Source organism: Faecalibacterium sp. Marseille-Q0746 (assembly GCF_017377595.1).
GTDB lineage: Bacteria > Bacillota > Clostridia > Oscillospirales > Ruminococcaceae > Faecalibacterium > Faecalibacterium duncaniae.
Window position 1 is genome coordinate 35829 of the sequence record NZ_JAFREI010000017.1, and the last position, 16398, is coordinate 52226.

Annotated in this window: 15 protein-coding genes; 1 reads left to right on the forward strand and 14 read right to left on the reverse strand. The window is 61.8% G+C overall.

What is annotated here, in order from left to right; all coding sequences use genetic code 11:
- Nucleotide 1: 1 nt before the first annotated feature.
- From moaA to J3351_RS10315, 10 genes are all read right to left on the reverse strand, one after another.
- Nucleotides 2-982 (reverse strand): GTP 3',8-cyclase MoaA, encoded by a 981-nt coding sequence (moaA, locus tag J3351_RS10270; protein ID WP_207697683.1) that lies wholly within the window; start codon nt 980-982, stop codon nt 2-4.
- A complete protein-coding gene (gene moaC / locus J3351_RS10275; protein WP_207697684.1) occupies nt 975-1472 on the reverse strand; it encodes a cyclic pyranopterin monophosphate synthase MoaC in 498 nt (165 codons plus the stop codon). The genes moaA and moaC overlap by 8 nt, the downstream gene beginning before the upstream one ends.
- 71 nt (nt 1473-1543) lie before the next feature.
- Nucleotides 1544-2563, reverse strand: coding sequence for a molybdopterin-binding protein (locus J3351_RS10280; protein ID WP_207697685.1), 1020 nt, complete (start codon nt 2561-2563; stop codon nt 1544-1546).
- Between the two features lie 18 nt (nt 2564-2581).
- A complete protein-coding gene (mobB, locus tag J3351_RS10285; protein WP_207697686.1) occupies nt 2582-3100 on the reverse strand; it encodes a molybdopterin-guanine dinucleotide biosynthesis protein B in 519 nt (172 codons plus the stop codon).
- Nucleotides 3090-4328 (reverse strand): gephyrin-like molybdotransferase Glp, encoded by a 1239-nt coding sequence (gene glp / locus J3351_RS10290; RefSeq protein ID WP_207697687.1) that lies wholly within the window; start codon nt 4326-4328, stop codon nt 3090-3092. The genes mobB and glp overlap by 11 nt, the downstream gene beginning before the upstream one ends.
- A 429-nt stretch (nt 4329-4757) precedes the next feature.
- Nucleotides 4758-5675 (reverse strand): hypothetical protein, encoded by a 918-nt coding sequence (locus tag J3351_RS10295; protein WP_207697688.1) that lies wholly within the window; start codon nt 5673-5675, stop codon nt 4758-4760.
- Between the two features lie 26 nt (nt 5676-5701).
- On the reverse strand, nt 5702-7858 hold the full coding sequence (locus J3351_RS10300) for an aldehyde ferredoxin oxidoreductase N-terminal domain-containing protein (RefSeq protein ID WP_005931922.1): 2157 nt from the start codon (nt 7856-7858) through the stop codon (nt 5702-5704).
- 12 nt (nt 7859-7870) lie between these two features.
- The gene (locus tag J3351_RS10305) at nt 7871-8515 is read right to left on the reverse strand and encodes a ferredoxin-like protein (RefSeq protein WP_005931925.1); all 645 of its coding nucleotides are present in this window, start codon (nt 8513-8515) and stop codon (nt 7871-7873) included.
- Between the two features lie 22 nt (nt 8516-8537).
- Entirely contained in the window at nt 8538-9449 is a 912-nt protein-coding gene (locus J3351_RS10310) for an FMN-binding protein (RefSeq protein ID WP_207697689.1), read from the reverse strand.
- Between the two features lie 190 nt (nt 9450-9639).
- Nucleotides 9640-10377, reverse strand: a complete 738-nt coding sequence (locus J3351_RS10315; RefSeq protein ID WP_207697690.1) for a formate dehydrogenase accessory sulfurtransferase FdhD — start codon at nt 10375-10377, stop codon at nt 9640-9642.
- A gap of 181 nt (nt 10378-10558) precedes the next feature.
- Between J3351_RS10315 and J3351_RS10320 the strand changes: the two genes are divergently transcribed.
- Nucleotides 10559-12511 carry a glycerophosphodiester phosphodiesterase family protein gene (locus tag J3351_RS10320; RefSeq protein WP_242699384.1) on the forward strand — a complete coding sequence of 651 codons (1953 nt, stop codon included), beginning with the start codon at nt 10559-10561 and terminating at the stop codon, nt 12509-12511.
- Between the two features lie 103 nt (nt 12512-12614).
- On the opposite strand, the gene J3351_RS10325 is transcribed toward J3351_RS10320, so the two are convergent.
- The 4 genes from J3351_RS10325 to J3351_RS10340 form a co-directional block, all read right to left on the reverse strand.
- Nucleotides 12615-13445: an energy-coupling factor transporter transmembrane protein EcfT gene (locus J3351_RS10325; protein ID WP_156060869.1), complete on the reverse strand. Its 831-nt coding sequence runs from the start codon at nt 13443-13445 to the stop codon at nt 12615-12617.
- A complete protein-coding gene (locus J3351_RS10330) occupies nt 13435-15156 on the reverse strand; it encodes an ABC transporter ATP-binding protein (RefSeq protein ID WP_207697692.1) in 1722 nt (573 codons plus the stop codon). Before J3351_RS10330 ends, J3351_RS10325 begins: the two co-directional genes overlap by 11 nt.
- 85 nt (nt 15157-15241) lie before the next feature.
- Nucleotides 15242-15796 (reverse strand): ECF-type riboflavin transporter substrate-binding protein, encoded by a 555-nt coding sequence (locus J3351_RS10335; RefSeq protein WP_005931943.1) that lies wholly within the window; start codon nt 15794-15796, stop codon nt 15242-15244.
- Between the two features lie 227 nt (nt 15797-16023).
- On the reverse strand, nt 16024-16266 hold the full coding sequence (locus J3351_RS10340) for a hypothetical protein (protein WP_005931949.1): 243 nt from the start codon (nt 16264-16266) through the stop codon (nt 16024-16026).
- Between the last annotated feature and the right edge of the window lie 132 nt (nt 16267-16398).

Below are 16398 nucleotides of genomic sequence, written 5' to 3' on the forward strand. Positions count from 1 at the left end.
TTTATCCTCCAATTCGGTACATGCCCCGGGTCGCGGGGATGTCCTGTTTCAATTCAAAATGATGTTCCTGGGGCTTTTTCCAGATGGTGGTACGGATGGCGGCCAGCAGCTCCTCGTCTGACGCACCGCCGCGCAGCAGGGCTTTCAGGTCACATCCGGCCTCACTGGCAAGGCAGGGGCGCAGAAAGCCCTGACTGGTCAGCCGCACCCGGTTGCAGGAGGCGCAGAACTTGCCGTGGACAGCGGCAATGAAGCCGATGTCCCCTTTCCAGCCCGGCACGGTGTAATAGACCGCCGGGCCGTCGCCCAGCGCGGCACATGCCGCCCCGGGCAGCGGAGTCAGCGCCGGCCAGCGCCTGCGGAAGCGGGCCAGCAGCTCCGGGCCGGAGATACAGGGCATGGCCGCCCCGTAGCCGATGGGCATCATCTCGATGAACCGCACCTGCAGGGGCTTGTCCTGTGCCAGAGCGGCCAGCGCTTCCAGCTCGCCCTCGTTCACGCCCACCTGGGGCACGCAGTTCAGCTTGACCGGAATGCCGCTTTCCAGCGCGGCATGGATGCCCGCCTGCACGGCGGCAAATGCATCCCGGGCCGTGATCTTTGCAAACAGAGCGGGGTCCAGCGTATCCAGACTGATGTTCACGCTGTCCAGCCCGGCCTCCAGCAGGGCGGGCAGCTGCTGTTCCAACAGGACGGCATTGGTGGTCATGGTGACCTTCCGGATGCCGGGGATGGCTTTCAGCCCTTTGACCAGCTGCTCCACACCCTTGCGCACCAGCGGTTCGCCGCCGGTGACCCGCACGGTATCCACCCCGCACCGGGCAAACAGGGCGGCAAGGCGCAGGAATTCCTCGTAGGTCAGGATATCCTCCCGTTCCAGCTTGTCCACGCCATCCGGCATACAGTAGCGGCAGCGCAGGTTGCACAGGTCGGTCACGGAAAGGCGGAGATAATGGATATTGCGGCCCTTGGAATCAAACATAGCCGCCCTCCGCCCGGATGTAATGTCCGCTCTTGCCGCCGGTCTTTTCCACCAGATGAATCTCGCCCAGCTCCATGCCCTTATCCACGGCCTTGCACATGTCATAGATGGTGAGCAGGGCGGTGGAAACGCCGGTCAAGGCTTCCATCTCCACGCCGGTCACGCCGCTGGTCTTGACCGTACAGCGTGCTTCCACAGCCCGGCGCTCGGGCAGCAGGTCAAACTCGATCTGCACCTTGGTCAGCGGCAGCGGGTGGCACAGGGGGATCAGCTCGCTGGTGCGCTTGGTGGCCATGATGCCGGCCACCCGGGCCACGCCCAGCACATCGCCTTTTTTCACGGTACCGCCCTCCACGGCGGCAAAGGCTTCCGCATTCATGGTAATGATACCGTGGGCCGTGGCCTCCCGGGCCGTGACGGGCTTTTCGCTCACGTCCACCATCACGGCGTTTCCGGCGGCATCAAAATGTGTCAGATTATTTTCACTCATATTTTTTCACCTTAGTTAAGCTCCCCCTTCGGGGGAGCTGGCAAAGCCGAAAGGCTTTGACTGAGAGGGTTTCAGCAGTGTCCGAAACCGCAGTTGGGCCAGTGGCACTCGGCGCAGCCCAGGCAGAGGCCGCCCTCGCCCAGACGGGCGATATCCTCGGCGGTGATGGGGTCATCGGCCAGCAGGCGGGGCAGCAACAGGTCAAAAATGGTGCGCTTGGCGTACATCACACAGCCGGGCAGACCGCAGACCGGCACACCGTCCAGATAGCTGACCAGGAACATGGCACCGGGCAGCACGGGCGCGCCGTAGGTAACGATCTCGGCCCCAGTGTTCCTGATGGCCAGCGGGGTGCGGTCGTCCGGATCCACGCTCATGCCGCCGGTGGTAAAGATCAGCTCACAGCCTGCGGCCTTTGCTTCCAGAATGGCGTCCGTGATGCCCGCCGGGTCATCATCACAGACCTTGTGGAAGGTCATCTCACAGCCATACACCGCCAGCTTCTGCTCGAGGATGGGGGTAAACTTGTCCTCAATGCGGCCCTTGAACACCTCGCTGCCGGTGGTGATAACGGCAAACTTCTTCTGGTGGAAGGGCAGCACGTTCAGGATGGGCTTCGGCCCGGCAGCAGCCTGCATGGCCTCCATCTTCTCCTGCTCAATGACCAGCGGGATGATGCGGGTACCAGCCAGCTTGGCTCCCTTTTTCACAGGCAGGTCGCCGTGGATCGTGGCGATCATCATCTGGGGAGTGCTGTTCACTGCCAGCAGGGCTCTGCGGTCGATCTTGAGCAGACCGTCGCAGTCAGCGATCAGTTCGATCTTGCCCTCCCGGGGCTCGGTGCCGTGGATGTTCTGACCGGCAGCGGCCTTGTAGAGCAGGGCGGCAGCCTCGTCCTCGTGGAGGATGCCGGGCTTTTTCTCCCAGACATAGAGGTTTTCCTTGCCGATGCTCAGCAGCACCGGAATATCCTCGGGCTGAATGATGTGGCCCTTTTTGAAGCGAGCCCCCTTGAACTCACCCGGGATGATCTGGGTGATATCGTGGCAGAGCACCTGCCCTGCCGCGTCTTCGGTACGGATCAGTTTCATGGTTTCTTCCTCCCCCTGTTACAATGCAGGCATCTGTGCAGCGATCCAGTCGGCCAGCGCTGCGGGCTCGTCCAGTGCAAAGTCTGCCCCCGGAACATCCCCCACGATGGCCAGCGGCTCAAAGGAGACCGGCTCCTCCGAGACAGCCCTGCGCACCACCTCGATCTTGGGCCAGCCGCTCTCCTTGAAGCCCTCCATCAGCACCAGATCATAGCCGTGGCGCTCAAACAGGGCCAGCAGATCCTGCTCATTCAGGCGGAATTCCTCCGTCAGCAGGTAGCGGCTGCCTGAAAAGACCGCCACGCCCTCGGCCCCGGCCTCCCGCAGGCGGAAGCTGTCGGTGCCCGGCACGTCGGGGGTGAAATCGTGGCCGTCATGCTTGATGACACCCACCTTCAGGCCCCGTGCCCGCAGCAGGGGGATGAGTTTTTCCAACAAAGTCGTTTTGCCGCTGTTGTGCGCACCGCTCACGGCCAGCACAGACGGGCGCTTCAGGCTCAGCTCGGCAGCAAGCGCCTGTTTCTTTTCACTGTACAAAGTTCAGTACCTCCACTTCTTCGCCCGGAGCCACCGGGCCGCTGCCCGCAGGCAGCTCCACCAGGCAGTTGCAGCCCATCATGGCCGACAGACTGCCCGAGGAATGCGCCTCCGCGTTGCCCTCGCCGGGGATCTCCACCAGGCCGCCCAGCGCTCTGGCCCGCAGAAAGCGGGTTCCCTTGCTGGGTTTGGAAAAGCCGGTGGTCAGCCTGCCCCGGGTATGCACCGGGATGCAGTCCTCTTCCCGCCGCCCTGCGGCCCGCAGCAGGGCCGGAACGGCATACTGCTCCAGCGTGGCAGCAGCGGCAAAGGGATTGCCGGACAGGCAGAACACCAGCTTTTCTCCCACCTGTGCAGCAATCATGGGGCTGCCGGGCTTCTGGGCTACCCCGGCAAAAACAGGCTCCGCGTGCAGCATTTCCAGCACAGTGGGCAGGTAATCCTTCTGCCCCACCGAAACACCGCCGCTGGTGATCACCGCATCACACCGGGTGAGCAGATCCTGCATCCGGACGGCGATCTCCTCCGGGTCATCCGAGCAGTGGGTGCGCTCCACGGCAAAGCCCAGCTGCCGCAGGCGGGCGGCATTCTGGATCCCGTTGGCATCGTAGATCTTGCCGGGAGCCCAGGCCTCACCCGCTTCCAGCAGCTCACTGCCGGTAGCAAGCACGCCCACGGTCAGGGGGCGAAAGACCTCGGCATCCGGGATGCCCTGACCGGCCAGCACACCGATGTGCGCCGGGGTCAGCACAGTTCCGGCGGCGGCAATGGGGGCACCAGCGGCGATGTCCTCACCCCGGAACACCACATTGGCGTTGGGCTGGAGCTGGGCGTAAATGTGCACCTGCTCCTCCCCGCCGTCGGTCAGCTCCTGCATCAGAACGCAGTCCGCGCCCGGGGGCAGGGGTGCGCCGGTCATAATGCGGGCGGCACACCCGGCAGGCAGGGCAGCGGCGGGGGCATCCCCGGCGTAAAGCTTCATCACTACCGGCAGGGTGACAGGGGTTTCCTCCCCCGCCCCGGCCGTGTCGGCACTGTGGAGGGCATAACCATCCAGAGGGCTCCGGTCAAAAGGGGGCTGATCCATCCGGGCACACAGGTCCCGGGCTGCGATCCGCCCACAGGCATCATCCAGCGGAACCCGCTCCGTGGCAGGCACCGGGAGAGCCGCAGCAGCATCCAGCACCCGGCGCAGAGCCTGGGCTGGCGTGCAAAAAGGCTGTTTCATTGCAAAAATCCTCCATCGCTCCCCGGGGCACAGTTTGCCCGCTATGGCCCGGACAAACTCCCGGGGAGATCTCTTTTCGATCGGCAGGTGAAAAAAAGCGGAGACGTTCTGACCGAAAATCAAAACGCCCCCGCAAAAAACCGAACATGGCCCGGAGCGGCAGCCTGCAGGCCGCCACGCCGAGGGAGCCGCTTCCTTTTCCGCTGTTGCAGCAACGGGAAGGAGGCAACGCTCCGGAACGGTGGATGGGAGGAGTTCTTTTTTTCAAATTGCAGCGTTTCTTCTGCGGGAAGGCGGCCGGGTTTCCCCTGCCACCCTTGAATGCCGGCGTTGGCCCTTAGCATTGCGGCGCGGTGTCCTGCCCCCTGCGGGGTTTAGACAGCCTTGCTCAAAGAAGCTCTTGTACCCTATTCAATTGTGTATGATCTTTTAGTCGCAGAAATCATCCACGTCGCTGATGGCTTTTGCATAGCGGCGGGTGAGGTACTGGGTGGAGAAGAGGAACCGCTCGTTCTGATTGTTGGTCAGCTCCTCGATGTCGGCAAACTCCGGCCTGCCCTGCATGGTCTTCCAGGTCTGTTCGATCTCCTCCGGCGCAAGGCCGTAGGGGGAGCGCTGGAAGTACTTCAGCGGGGTGGCACTGGGGTAGACCCGTGCGTTGAAGCGCACCATCTCAGCAAACATGATACAGAGGTCTTTGTCCTCAATGAGCTGGGCGATCATGGCGTAGTTGTCGCTCATGTTGGCGTTGGAGTAATAGTAGGTATCCTTTGCGCCTGCACGGACAACGATATCCTCACACTGGGGGTCCTGCGGCATCTGAGCCAACAGCTCATCGGCGTTCTCCACCTCACTGACCAACAATGCGTGAGGCGTGACAAGCGCGGCGGCGCTGCGGGAACGGATGTAACCGGCCAGCTCCTGCGCGGGGGTCAGCTCCGGCAGCTCCGGCGCGGTCTTGGTGGGCTGATCCGCAAAGGGATCGTTTTCAGCCTCCGGCTCACCGGCCAGAAAATCCAGCAGCTGAGGCTTTGCGGCCTCGTCCTGCACAGTTTCGGCGGCTTCGGGTGCGGCCCCGGCAGCCTGCATTGCTGCAAGCTCTGCGGTCTCCCGCTCCACGGCAGCGATCACATCCTCGCCGGTCTTGGCGGCGCTGCCGTCAAAGCTGCTGCCCGTTTCCTTCAGGCGGCGGGCCGTCTCGCTGGCGGCATCGATGTCGAACACCTCTGCCTTGGGCTTTTTCTTAGCGGCCAGCTCTGCCTTCTGCAGGTCCAGAACGGCCTGCTCCGGGTCCACGCTGCTGTCCACAGTGGTGGTGTAGCCGGGTTTACGTCTGCCAAACAACATGACGATCGTTCCTCTTTCTATGGGATTTATTCAGCTGCTGCGGTGTTCTGGGCGTAGATGCCGCGCTTTTCCAGATCATCAGCCATGTCAGCCAGATCATACTTCTCCAGCGTCTCGCGGGTGGGCACACCGGTGGTGCGGTCCCAGCCGAAGATGTCGTAGAACAGATCCTTTGCCTTCTCCATGTCGGCGCGGTCCAGCTTGGTGGTGCCTTCCTCAAATGCCTTGAAGTCGGGGTCCTTATCGAACACCCAATCACAGATGGCATCGTGCTCCTGACGCAGGTTTGCGCTGCCGCAGTTCTGCTGGAAGCTGATGGCGGTCATCGCGCGCAGCATCTGGGTGATGCGGGCACCGTCCTCCTGCAGATCGGCCTGGGTATAGGTCTCGCCAGTAACAGCAGTCATAAAGTCTGCCTGCAGATCCAGGTCGCCGTGATACTCACGCTCCTTGGAGGGAGACTGGGTCATGGGCCACATCCAGTTGCACAGGGTGGCAGAGTCGTGGAAGTTCTTGTCGTTGACGCAGTATGCAGCCAGCTTTGCCTTGTTCTCGTTGATGGGAGTGTAGGCCTTGGCCTTATCGTAGCAGCCCTCGCCGAAGAAGTCTTCCATGACCTTCTTGGTCACATCATAGGGAGCGCCGGAGCCGGTCTCGCAGACGATCTCGTGGATCATGCAGTCGCGGTTGTAGACGAGGTTGTACAGCATACCCACCTGCCATGCCTCAGCAGGGCCGTGGTGGTTGGGGAAGCCGTTGTAGATCAGGTTGGAGTTGGTGGCACCATCGTCGCGGTCCAGCCAGCTCTTGGGCAGGCCGAACTTCTCCATCATGGCCAGGGTGCCCTTGGCGATCACGGACAGGTCGCCCTCACCGTAAGCCATGCGGCGGATCAGCTCCACCTCCCAGCGGGGATCGCCAGCCTTCTCCCACTCCCAGGGCAGAGAGTCGTACTCAGCCTCGCTGATGTACTTGGTGGCCTCCTCACGCGGCATCCGCAGGATCCACAGCAGGTCGCGGTTCAGGTTGCCGTAGTTGTCCCACAGGCCCATATCGTCCACAGCATGAGACCATGCCAGGTTGATGACCATGGTGCCGTCGCCCTCGTACTTGAAATCGTGCACGCCGTCCGGATAGACGCGGGTGCCGTACAGCACGGGCATACAGGTGTTGGAGTTGTGGGTGGGCAGGTCGTAATCGGCCAGCGGATCCACATCGTACTCAGTGTAGCAGCGGATGGGGCAGGAGGAGCAGCCGCCGTTCTTCACGGTGTACTCCGCAGCCGGAGCGCCGAAGTCGAAGTAGCCCTTGAAGCAGCGCAGAGCCACCTTGTTGATATCATTGTAGGGCTGCTCGCCGGTATCCACGGGGCCGCCGGGAGCCTTCTTCCACATACGGCCGGGAGCGCCGGACCAGCGGTTCTTGCCGGAGGTGGCGCTGTACTCTGCCCAGCTCTGGGGCTGTGCGGGCACGTTGTGGTTGTTGTTGCCGCCGATCAGGTTGCCCATCATGTAGTTGGAGAGCTCCAGCACCTTCTTGGGGTCAGCCACCTTGACGCTGCCGGTGCCGCGGATGGCCAGGCCCTTCAGCTTCTTGTTGCCCATGGCAGCGCCCAGACCGGCACCGCCGGAGTTGCCGAAGCTGGTGTTCAGAGTGGAGTAATCCACCAGGTTCTCACCGGCGGGGCCGATGGAAGCAGTCTCGAACTCACGGCCGTTCTGCTCCACCATCCACTTGTTGGCAGCAAAGGTACCCTTGCCCCAGATCTCGCTTGCGTCCTCCAGAGAGACTTCGCCGTCCTCGATGCGCAGGTAGACGGGCTTTTCGGAGATGCCGCTGACAACGATGCCGTCGTAACCGGCATACTTCAGCATGGAGCCGATGTGGCCGCCCATGTGTGCATCGATGATGGAGTGGCCCTTGGACCAGGTAGAACGGAAGGTCACGTTCATACGGCCGGAGCAGGGCACGCCGGCACCGGTCAGGGGGCCGACACCAAAGATGACCAGAGCCTTCTCGTCATAGGGGTCCAGCTCCATGGGAGCTTCCTCGTACATGATGCGGTAGGCCATGCCCATACCGCCGATATATTTATGGTATTTTGCGTCGTCCTGGGTGGTGATCTCACCGGTGGTCAGGTTGACGCGCAGGATCTTGCCTGCCCAGCCATAGGTTTCAGCCATTGTTGTTCCTCCTTACAGATCCTTGTAAGCAGCCTGTGCTGCGCTGGTAACGGCATCCCAGTCCACGATGGACAGAGCGCCGGACGGGCAGCCCGCCACGCAGGCACCGCAGGCGATGCACTTGGAGGACTTGCCGGTCTCGGGGTTGACGGTAGGCATGTGCCAGGGGCAGGCCTCCACGCAGGCACCGCAGCCGATGCACTTGTCGGTATCGACCACGCGGATGCCCTGCTCATTGGTGACAATGGCCTTCTGGGGGCATGCATTGCCGCAGGCGGGATCCTCGCACTGGCGGCAGGTATCCGGGAAGTAGACAAAGCAGTTGTCGGTGCCGGACAGCAGACCGTTGCCGTCGCCGTCCAGATTCAGGCGGCGCTGGATCTTGACGCGGCTGATGTAGGAAGAGCACACGCCGTCGTTGGTCAGGGTGCAGTTGATCTCGCACCGCTGGCAGCCGGTGCACAGGTCAGCATTGACCACCAGCAGACCCTGGGGCAGTGCCCAGGTCGCCACAGCACCGGCGTCCACCTGCTTCTGAGAGCAGCCAAAGAGGGACAGCATAGATGCGGAAAGGGTGAGTCCTGCAAGGCTCTTGCCCGAGATCTTCATAAATTGACGGCGGGTCATGTCAGCCGTCAGAAAATCAGTTTTTGCCATAGGTTTCCATTCCTCCGTGAGGTCACTCTGCGCAGAGCACCTCGGTTACATAGAAATAAGAATTGTTGACGATGTCCGTGACCGCCGTGGACGTAATGGTTGCACCGGAAAGCGCATCCACCTGGGTCATGTCAGCGCTGACCGTGTCGGCCGCACTGCCCTGGGTGGTCAGATCAGCGGCCTGCAGCTTGTACTCGGCCTGCTTTTCAGCGGACCAGTCTGCATAAGGCACTGCCTGTTCCTCGCCGTCCTGCGCGCTCTTGCTCAGACACGCCGCGTACAGCTTGCGCCGTGCCACAGCCTCAGCACTGTTGTCCATCGGGGGGATGAGTGCGTCGTCCATCGGCTGGCCGTTCAGGGCCGAGAGGGTCAGCCCGGCTTCATACATTTTCCGGGTAGCCTCGGCCTCCGGGGAGGTATCGCCCGCACGCCATGCGGCGGGGTCGAAGGCCTCAGCGGAGGCAGCGTCGGTCTCGGCGCTGCCTGTGGCAGCAAAAGCCGTACCGGTGGCCGGGTCGGTCACAGTGTAGCGCTTGCCTGCCAGCGTGAAGGGAGCTGCGCCCTGGTACTGGGCCGTGAACTCCGGGTTCTCACACTGGGCACCCAGGCTGTCGGTCTCGGCCTGTGCCAGGATCTTCACATCCAGCACATTGCCGTCGCGGTCCAGCGTCACACCGGCCTGCACCTCGCTCTGGAAGCCCTGCTTGCTGCCCACCACATAATACGTGGTGTCATCCAGCTGGTACACCGCGCTCACACCATAGGTGGCAGCGTCGGCATCTGCCAGCGGCAGAACCGTTCCGGCCACCGTGGTGCGGCTGTGCATCAGCCCGCCAAGGCCAAGCGCCATGGCAAGCGTTGCCGCACCCATGGCCGCATAGCCGGGCAGCCGCCTGCGCCACAAGGACTGCGGCGCATGATTTGCCTGCTTCAATTGTATCACCTGCCTGTTTGATTCAGCTGTGCCCGGAACTCCCGGGCACGAAAACAGCCGTTCCACCTGCTGCAACAGTGCGGAACGGTTTCTTCGTTATAAGAATAACATCTTTTCCACCGGTTAGTCAACGTATACGCACAAATAAAGCCCTACAATTTCTCTCAAAAGCTCTTGCCTCTTGGTGAAATCATTTCTTTTGCCGGATAAACAGTTTCAATCCATATTCCTCTGCCAGCTCCAGCGACTGTACCGTGGGCATACTCTTGCTCACCAGCGCGGGCACACCGGCCCGGATGGTCTTGCGCACCATATCCACCGGCACCCGGCCGCTGGTAAAAAGCACACACTCCGCCAGCGGCACACCCTCTGTCAGGGCGCAGCCCACGGCCTTGTCCAGCGCGTTGTGGCGGCCCAGATCCTCGCACCGGTACAAGATCTTGCCCGCACGCAGCAGCAGGCAGCTGTGCACGGCATGGGTGGCACGGTAGAGCGGCAGGCCCTGCCCCATGGCATCGGCTAGCGCATCCACCCATGCGGCGGGGATCTCCCGCTGGGGCACCGGAGCCAGCGGCGGCAGCTGCACCGGGCTGGCCAGCGTCAGGTTATCGGTGCAGCAGCTGGGCACCTCCTGCCCGGCCTGTTCCGCTGCCGCCAGCGGATGGCGCAGCTGAACGCTTATCTTGAGCCCCTGTGCGCAGACGGCCACCCGCTCCACCTCGTCAGCGGAGGTGATCCAGCCCTCGGTCAGCAGGCGGCCCAGCGCCAGCTGCGGCAGCAGCTCCGGCGTGCAGACCACCCGGAAGGCTGGCTGTTCGTTGACCAGAATGGCCGCGGCGTGCTCTGCCGCCAGTGTCCGCTCGGTGCCATCGGGCATCCGGACGCTCTCTGCCCCCGGTGCTGCACCGAATTGATCCATGATCTGCATTGGGTGTTCCTCCCCTGTCTGTTTTACTCTGCCCCTATTGTAACACGCTTTTGCTCCGCTGAAAAGCGCCTGTGTCCTCTGGAACAAACTGCCGATCCGTGTCGTTTCCATTTTTCCCGGCTTTGTGATATACTACTGTAAAATGACAGAACCATATCCCAGTACCGAGGTGGAATCCAAATTGAAGCATCTCTTCCGCTCCCTCACGCGGGCACGCCGGACCTACAAGGATACCCGGAACCATGCCCTGACCCTGCTGCACCGGGCCTCCGCTGCCGTTCTGGCAGCCGTGCTGGTGTACAAAGCCCTGACCTATCTTTTGTTTCTGCCCGCCATGAATGGCATCTGGTCGCTGACACTGCGCTGCTCGCCGGTGAACTACCTGACCAACAACAACGCGCATCAGATCTTTACTTCACCGACCATTTTAGGCGGGATCGTGCTCATCGTCCTTCTGGCGGCGTGCTGGAACCTGTACGGCTTTTCCATCCTTCTTCATGGGTTTGAACTGGCCCGCCGGGGTGAAACACTGCGTCCTGTTTCCCTGTTCGTTCGGTCACTGGGGGATATCCGCCACGTCCTTCTCCCCAAAAACTGGCCAATCCTGCTTTACTGCACCCTGCTCATCCCCTTTACAGATGTATCCGTGACCTACAACTATATCTCTCAGCTGGCTGTGCCGGAGTACATCCTTGGGCTTGTCCGGGCAAAGCCGCTCTATCTGGCGCTTTTTCTTCTCATTCTGGGTGCGGCGTTCCTGTTTACCCTGTTCTGGGTCCTGGTGCTCCCCCTCTTTACGCTGGAACGCAAAAGCCTGTGGGAAGCCGTTCAGGAGAGCGCTGCCCATGTCAGGGCACAGCTGCCCCGGCTGGCCGGTGTGCTGCTGCGGTGGAACCTCAGTGCGCTGGTCCGGTCTGTTCTGGTCTTTTTCGGAGCTTCCCTGCTGGTTTACAGCGTGGCAGCGCTGATCGGCCTGCGGAGCACCCGCGCCATGCTGCTGCTCGCCCGTGCGCTGTATCTGTTGGAGATCCCCTTCTTCGGCTTTTTGCTGGACTGCAAGGTCACCACGGCCCAGTGCACCATCATCGCATTCCTCTACGATCGCTGCCGTGACTGCCCGCCGGAAGAGCTGCCGGAAGGCAAACCGCACCGCTTTGGCGGCTGGCCCCTGCTCACCGCTGCGGTGGCCGGGGTCACGCTGGCCACCGGGCTGATGGCAGTCTACCTCTACGCTCTGCCCCAGGACGATGCCCTGCTCACCGCCGTGGGCGGCGTGACCCCACTGGTCACCTTCCACCGGGGCGACTGCACCGTGGCCCCGGAAAACACCCTTCCCGCCTTCCGGTCGGCCATCCTCAAGGGCGGCGACCGCATCGAGCTGGATGTGCAGATGACCAGCGACGGCGTGGTCGTGGTGACCCACGATTCAAACCTGAAACGCTGCACCGGCAAAAACGCAAAAGTCTATGATCTGACCTACGCCGAAGTGGCACAGCTGGACGCAGGCCGCTGGTTCAGCAGCCGCTTTGCCGACACCCGGATTCCCACCCTGGAACAGGTGCTGCAGCTCTGCCGGGGCCGCATCGGCCTGAACGTGGAGATCAAACCCAGCGCCGCCACCCCTGCTCTGGAGGCTGAGACCGTACGCCTGCTGCGGGAATACGGCTTCGACAGCTCCAACTGCGTCATCACCTCCCAGAGCTACGAGACCCTGCACAAGGTCAAGGCGCTGGCCCCTGAGTACCCCACCGGCTACATTCTGGCTCTGGGCGTAGGCAACTACTACGACCTGCCCGATGCCGACTTTTTCAGCGTGGAGACCACCTTTATCACCTCCGGCATGGTCAACGCCGTCCATCTGCGGGGCAAGACCGTCTCTGCCTGGACCATCGACCGCGAAAAGGTCGCCACCCACATGCTGGAGCTGGGCGTGGACGACCTCATCACCGACAAGCCCGACATGGTGCAGGACCTGCTGGCCCGGAATCAGCAGGTGGACGACAGCCTGATCGACTTCCGTGACCTGCTCAACGCCCTGCTCCACCCGGAGCAGCCTGCCGACTCCTCCGATGACGCGGAGGAGACCATCACCGATGCCGTGGAAGATCCGGAGGAGTTCGTGGACGCGGCGTAACACAGCCCCCTCTTTCTTGCGGTATCATTGAACCAACGGTCTGTAAAAGTAAAACATCCCCGCACGGCCTGCCGAAACAGGAAGTGCGGGGATGTCTTTTTGTTCAGAGGAATGGGTTATAGAACCTTCCAAAGCGGATGGTCACGGTCAGGCTGATGAGCAGCAGAACCACGCCCACGCCCAGGGCAATGAAGTCCCGCCGGGCAAAGGGGCGCTGGGTATACCAGGTGCGCTTGCTGTTCTTGCCGAAGCCGCGCAGCTCCATCGCATTGGAAATGGTGTCGATGCGGTTCAGACTGGTCAGGATGAGCGGCAGCAGGATGTTGACAGAGTTCTTCATCCGCTTGAAGAAGGGCTCCTTTTTGCCCAGCTCCACGCCGCGGGCCTGCTGGGCCTGGCTGATGCTGTGGTAGTCGCGCTGGATATCGGGGATGTAGCGCAGGGCAATGGCCACCGAATATCCGACCTTGTACGAGATGCCGATGCTGTTCAGGCTGGCAGCAAACTCGCTGGGGTCGGTGGCAGAGATGAAGAGGATGGCCACCGGCAGGGCCACAAAATATTTCAGGCTGATGTTGACCATGTAGAACAACTGCTCCGCTGTCAGGTCATACCGCCAGAACAGGTGGCAGAGCACCGTGCGGGTGCCGTACAGGGTGGTGCCCTGATTGGGATCGAACAGGAAGATGAACAGGTTGTTCAGCAGCAGGAACACCAGCATGAAGGTCATCATAAACCGGACTTCCCGGAATTTGATCCGGCTCAGCCTGAAGGCCAGCAGGCTGACCACCAACAGGCCCAGCAGCACCCAGGTGTTGTAGGTGATCATGCTGGCAAAGGTGAACAGCAGGAAGAACGCCAGCTTGGTGGTTCCGGTCATCTTGTGGATGACGCTCTCCCGGGGGAGATAATTCAAAACAGTCTTAGCGGCCACCCTCTCTCACCTCCCGGTCCTGCTCAATAAATCTCTCTACAAATTCCTGCGCGGGCGCAATGCCGCAGCGGTTGGCCAGCGTGTACAGGCTGGTCTCCTTCAGGGCCGCCTGTTCCACCAGCGCGGGGTCACACAGAACGGCGGCCGCGGTGCGGTCTGCAATGAGCCGTCCGTCGCAGAACACCAGCGCGCGGCGGGTGTATTCCAGCATCAGGTGCATGTCATGGGTGATCATCACCACCGTCACACCCCGGGCATTCAGGCCCCGCAGGAACTCCATGATGTCGGTATAGTGCCGGAAATCCTGCCCGGCGGTGGGCTCATCCAGAAGGATGAGCTCCGGGTCAAGCACCAGCACGCTGGCAATGGTCACCCGCTTTTTCTGGCCGAAGCTCAGTGCCGAGATGGGCCAGTTCCGGAAAGGATACAAGCCGCAGACCCTGAGGGTCGCTTCCACCTTTTCCCGGATCTGCTCCTCGGTCAGGCCGGAGCGCTGCAGACCCAGAGCCACCTCATCGTAGATCATGGTCTTGGAGATCATCTGGTTGGGGTTCTGCATTACATAGCCGATGTGCTGGGCGCGGCGGCGGATGTTCTCCTCAGCCAGCGGCTTGCCGTTCAGGAAGATCTCGCCCGCATCCGGGGTCTCGAAGCCGCAGATGAGCTTGGAAAGGGTAGATTTGCCTGCGCCGTTCCGGCCCACGATGCTCACCATCTCCCCCTTGCCGATCGAGAAGCTGACATCCCGCAGGGTCTGCTGGCCCTTCTGATAACCAAAGCTCAGGCCCTTTACCTCCAGCAGCGGCTCCCGTTCCGGCTGCGCGGCGGGCCGGGGCCGGGCCGTGAACCAGTCCCGGAGCTTTTGGGTGTCGGTATCGTCCAGCACAAGGCTGTCCACATGGGCGGGGTGCTTGTCCGGAGTGATATCCACCCCGGCATAGCGCAGAGCCGTGACATACAGCGGCTCCCGGATGCCGTTTTCCGCCAGCAGGCTGCCCGAGAGCAGCTCGTCCGGGCGCAGGTCTGCCAGAATGGTGCCGCCGTTCACCAGCACGATGCGGTCCACGTTCCGCCAGAGCACATCCTCCAGCCGGTGCTCGATGATGAGCACCGTGGTATCCGTCTTTTTCTGGATCTCGTCGATCAGCTCAATGGCCTGCTTGCCGGTGGCGGGGTCGAGGTTGGCCAGCGGCTCATCGAAGAGCAGGATCTTGACCTGATCCACCATCACGCCCGCCAGGCTCACCCGCTGCTTCTGCCCGCCCGAAAGCTCGTGCGGCGCATAGCCGAGATGGTTCTCGATGCCCACCAGCTCGGCGGCATGGCGGGTGATGGCGTGCATCTCATCCTGCGGGGTACAGCTGTTTTCCAGTGCAAAGGCAATGTCCTCGCCCACGGTCAGCCCGATGAACTGGCCGTCCGGGTCCTGCAGCACCGTGCCCACATGGGCCGAAAGTTCAAAGATGCTGCTGTGGGGCGCATCCACACCGTCCACGGTCAGGGTGCCGGTGCACGCGCCGGGGTTGGAAAACGGGTTCAGCCCGTTGATGCACCCCGCCAGCGTGCTCTTGCCGCTGCCGGAGGGGCCCGCAATGAGCACCCGTTCACCCGGGTAGATCTCCAGATTGATATCGGTCAGGGTGGGGCGCTTCTGGGCGCGGTACTGGAAGGAAAAGTTGCGGAATGAGATGATGGGTTTACGTTCTGCCATGGGTATGGTACCTCAGCTGTTCATCAAAAAAGCCTTTCCAACGGGCCGGACGGCGCAGATGGAAAGGCCGGGTTTCATGCGGGGATCACTCCTGATCCAGAGAGCCCTTCTTGGCGATGGTTCTGGTGTAAGCCAGCACCAGCAGGCCGCCCACCACCACAGCGGTGATACTGTTGGACACGGCGGCAAATGCACCCTGTGCAAACACCTTCTTGACGGGCTCGGCGTAGATGGCAATATCCAGCACGGGGGCCACCAGGATCCAGGCCAGCAGATGGGCCACGATATTGGCCAGCGCAAAGAAAGCCACCTGCTTCTTGCTGAACTCGCCTTCCTGCAGGTTCAGCTTCTTGGAGAACAGGCCCACCACAACGCCCACAAAGGCGGAGGCGATGACCCAGCTCCACCAGGGGCTGCCGCCCCAGGACAGGTCGATGAGGGTGTGGCCGATGAAGCCGATCAGGCCGCCGGCCACGGGGCCGTACATGGCAGCCAGCAGGGCCAGAACGGCGTACTGCAGGCTGATGTTGGTGTTGGGCACCGGGCTGGGAATGGCCACAAAACGTCCCAGAACAAAGAACAATGCCGCGCCGATACCGACAGCGACAACGGGCTTGATGCTGCTGTTGTTATTTTTCATATTCTCTCTCCTCTTTTATTCCGCGGATGCGGGGTTTCTTGCAAGGCACCGTTAGTATACGACACCCTCTTGAGCCTTGTCAATGGACAATCCGCCCGCTTTGCAGAAAAACGGCTGCTTTCCTGCATTTGGGGGCGAATGCCTTCCCGCCCTGTGCAGCAAAAAAGAGCACCCGCGCCTACCGGAGCGGATGCCCTGTAAATGCTGATTCGGTTTTGGCCCAAACCTTAGTTCTTAGCGGTCAGGCTGAAGGTGCTCAGGGTCTGGAAGGTGGTCACGATAACATTGATGTTGTTGACGATGGAGCTGCCTGCGGAGAACACGCGGGCGATGTAGTTGAACAGCTTGCCAACGTTCAGGAACACGTCCCAAGCGGTAGCCTCGGTGGTTGCGCCACCCTGCAGGTACACCATTTCGTTCTCATCGATCGCAGCAAAGTTAGCGGGCATTTTGATCTCATTGTTCATCATAACGGGGATTCCTCTCTTTCAAATCAATCTATACTTACCGTCTGCACCAAACCAAGTACACCGGCACCAGAACCAGACCGTGGTTCCTCCGACAGGAACGGGCAGGGGCACGAGTTCCGCATTCCCTCCGGA

Coding starts and splice junctions, on each gene's coding strand:
- moaA (WP_207697683.1), bottom strand. CDS start 982: ATGTTTGATTCCAAGGGCCGCAATATCCATTATCTCCGCCTTTCCGTG.
- moaC (WP_207697684.1), bottom strand. CDS start 1,472: ATGAGTGAAAATAATCTGACACATTTTGATGCCGCCGGAAACGCCGTG.
- J3351_RS10280 (WP_207697685.1), bottom strand. CDS start 2,563: ATGAAACTGATCCGTACCGAAGACGCGGCAGGGCAGGTGCTCTGCCAC.
- glp (WP_207697687.1), bottom strand. CDS start 4,328: ATGAAACAGCCTTTTTGCACGCCAGCCCAGGCTCTGCGCCGGGTGCTG.
- J3351_RS10295 (WP_207697688.1), bottom strand. CDS start 5,675: ATGTTGTTTGGCAGACGTAAACCCGGCTACACCACCACTGTGGACAGC.
- J3351_RS10300 (WP_005931922.1), bottom strand. CDS start 7,858: ATGGCTGAAACCTATGGCTGGGCAGGCAAGATCCTGCGCGTCAACCTG.
- J3351_RS10305 (WP_005931925.1), bottom strand. CDS start 8,515: ATGGCAAAAACTGATTTTCTGACGGCTGACATGACCCGCCGTCAATTT.
- J3351_RS10315 (WP_207697690.1), bottom strand. CDS start 10,377: ATGCAGATCATGGATCAATTCGGTGCAGCACCGGGGGCAGAGAGCGTC.
- J3351_RS10330 (WP_207697692.1), bottom strand. CDS start 15,156: ATGGCAGAACGTAAACCCATCATCTCATTCCGCAACTTTTCCTTCCAG.
- J3351_RS10335 (WP_005931943.1), bottom strand. CDS start 15,796: ATGAAAAATAACAACAGCAGCATCAAGCCCGTTGTCGCTGTCGGTATC.
- J3351_RS10340 (WP_005931949.1), bottom strand. CDS start 16,266: ATGATGAACAATGAGATCAAAATGCCCGCTAACTTTGCTGCGATCGAT.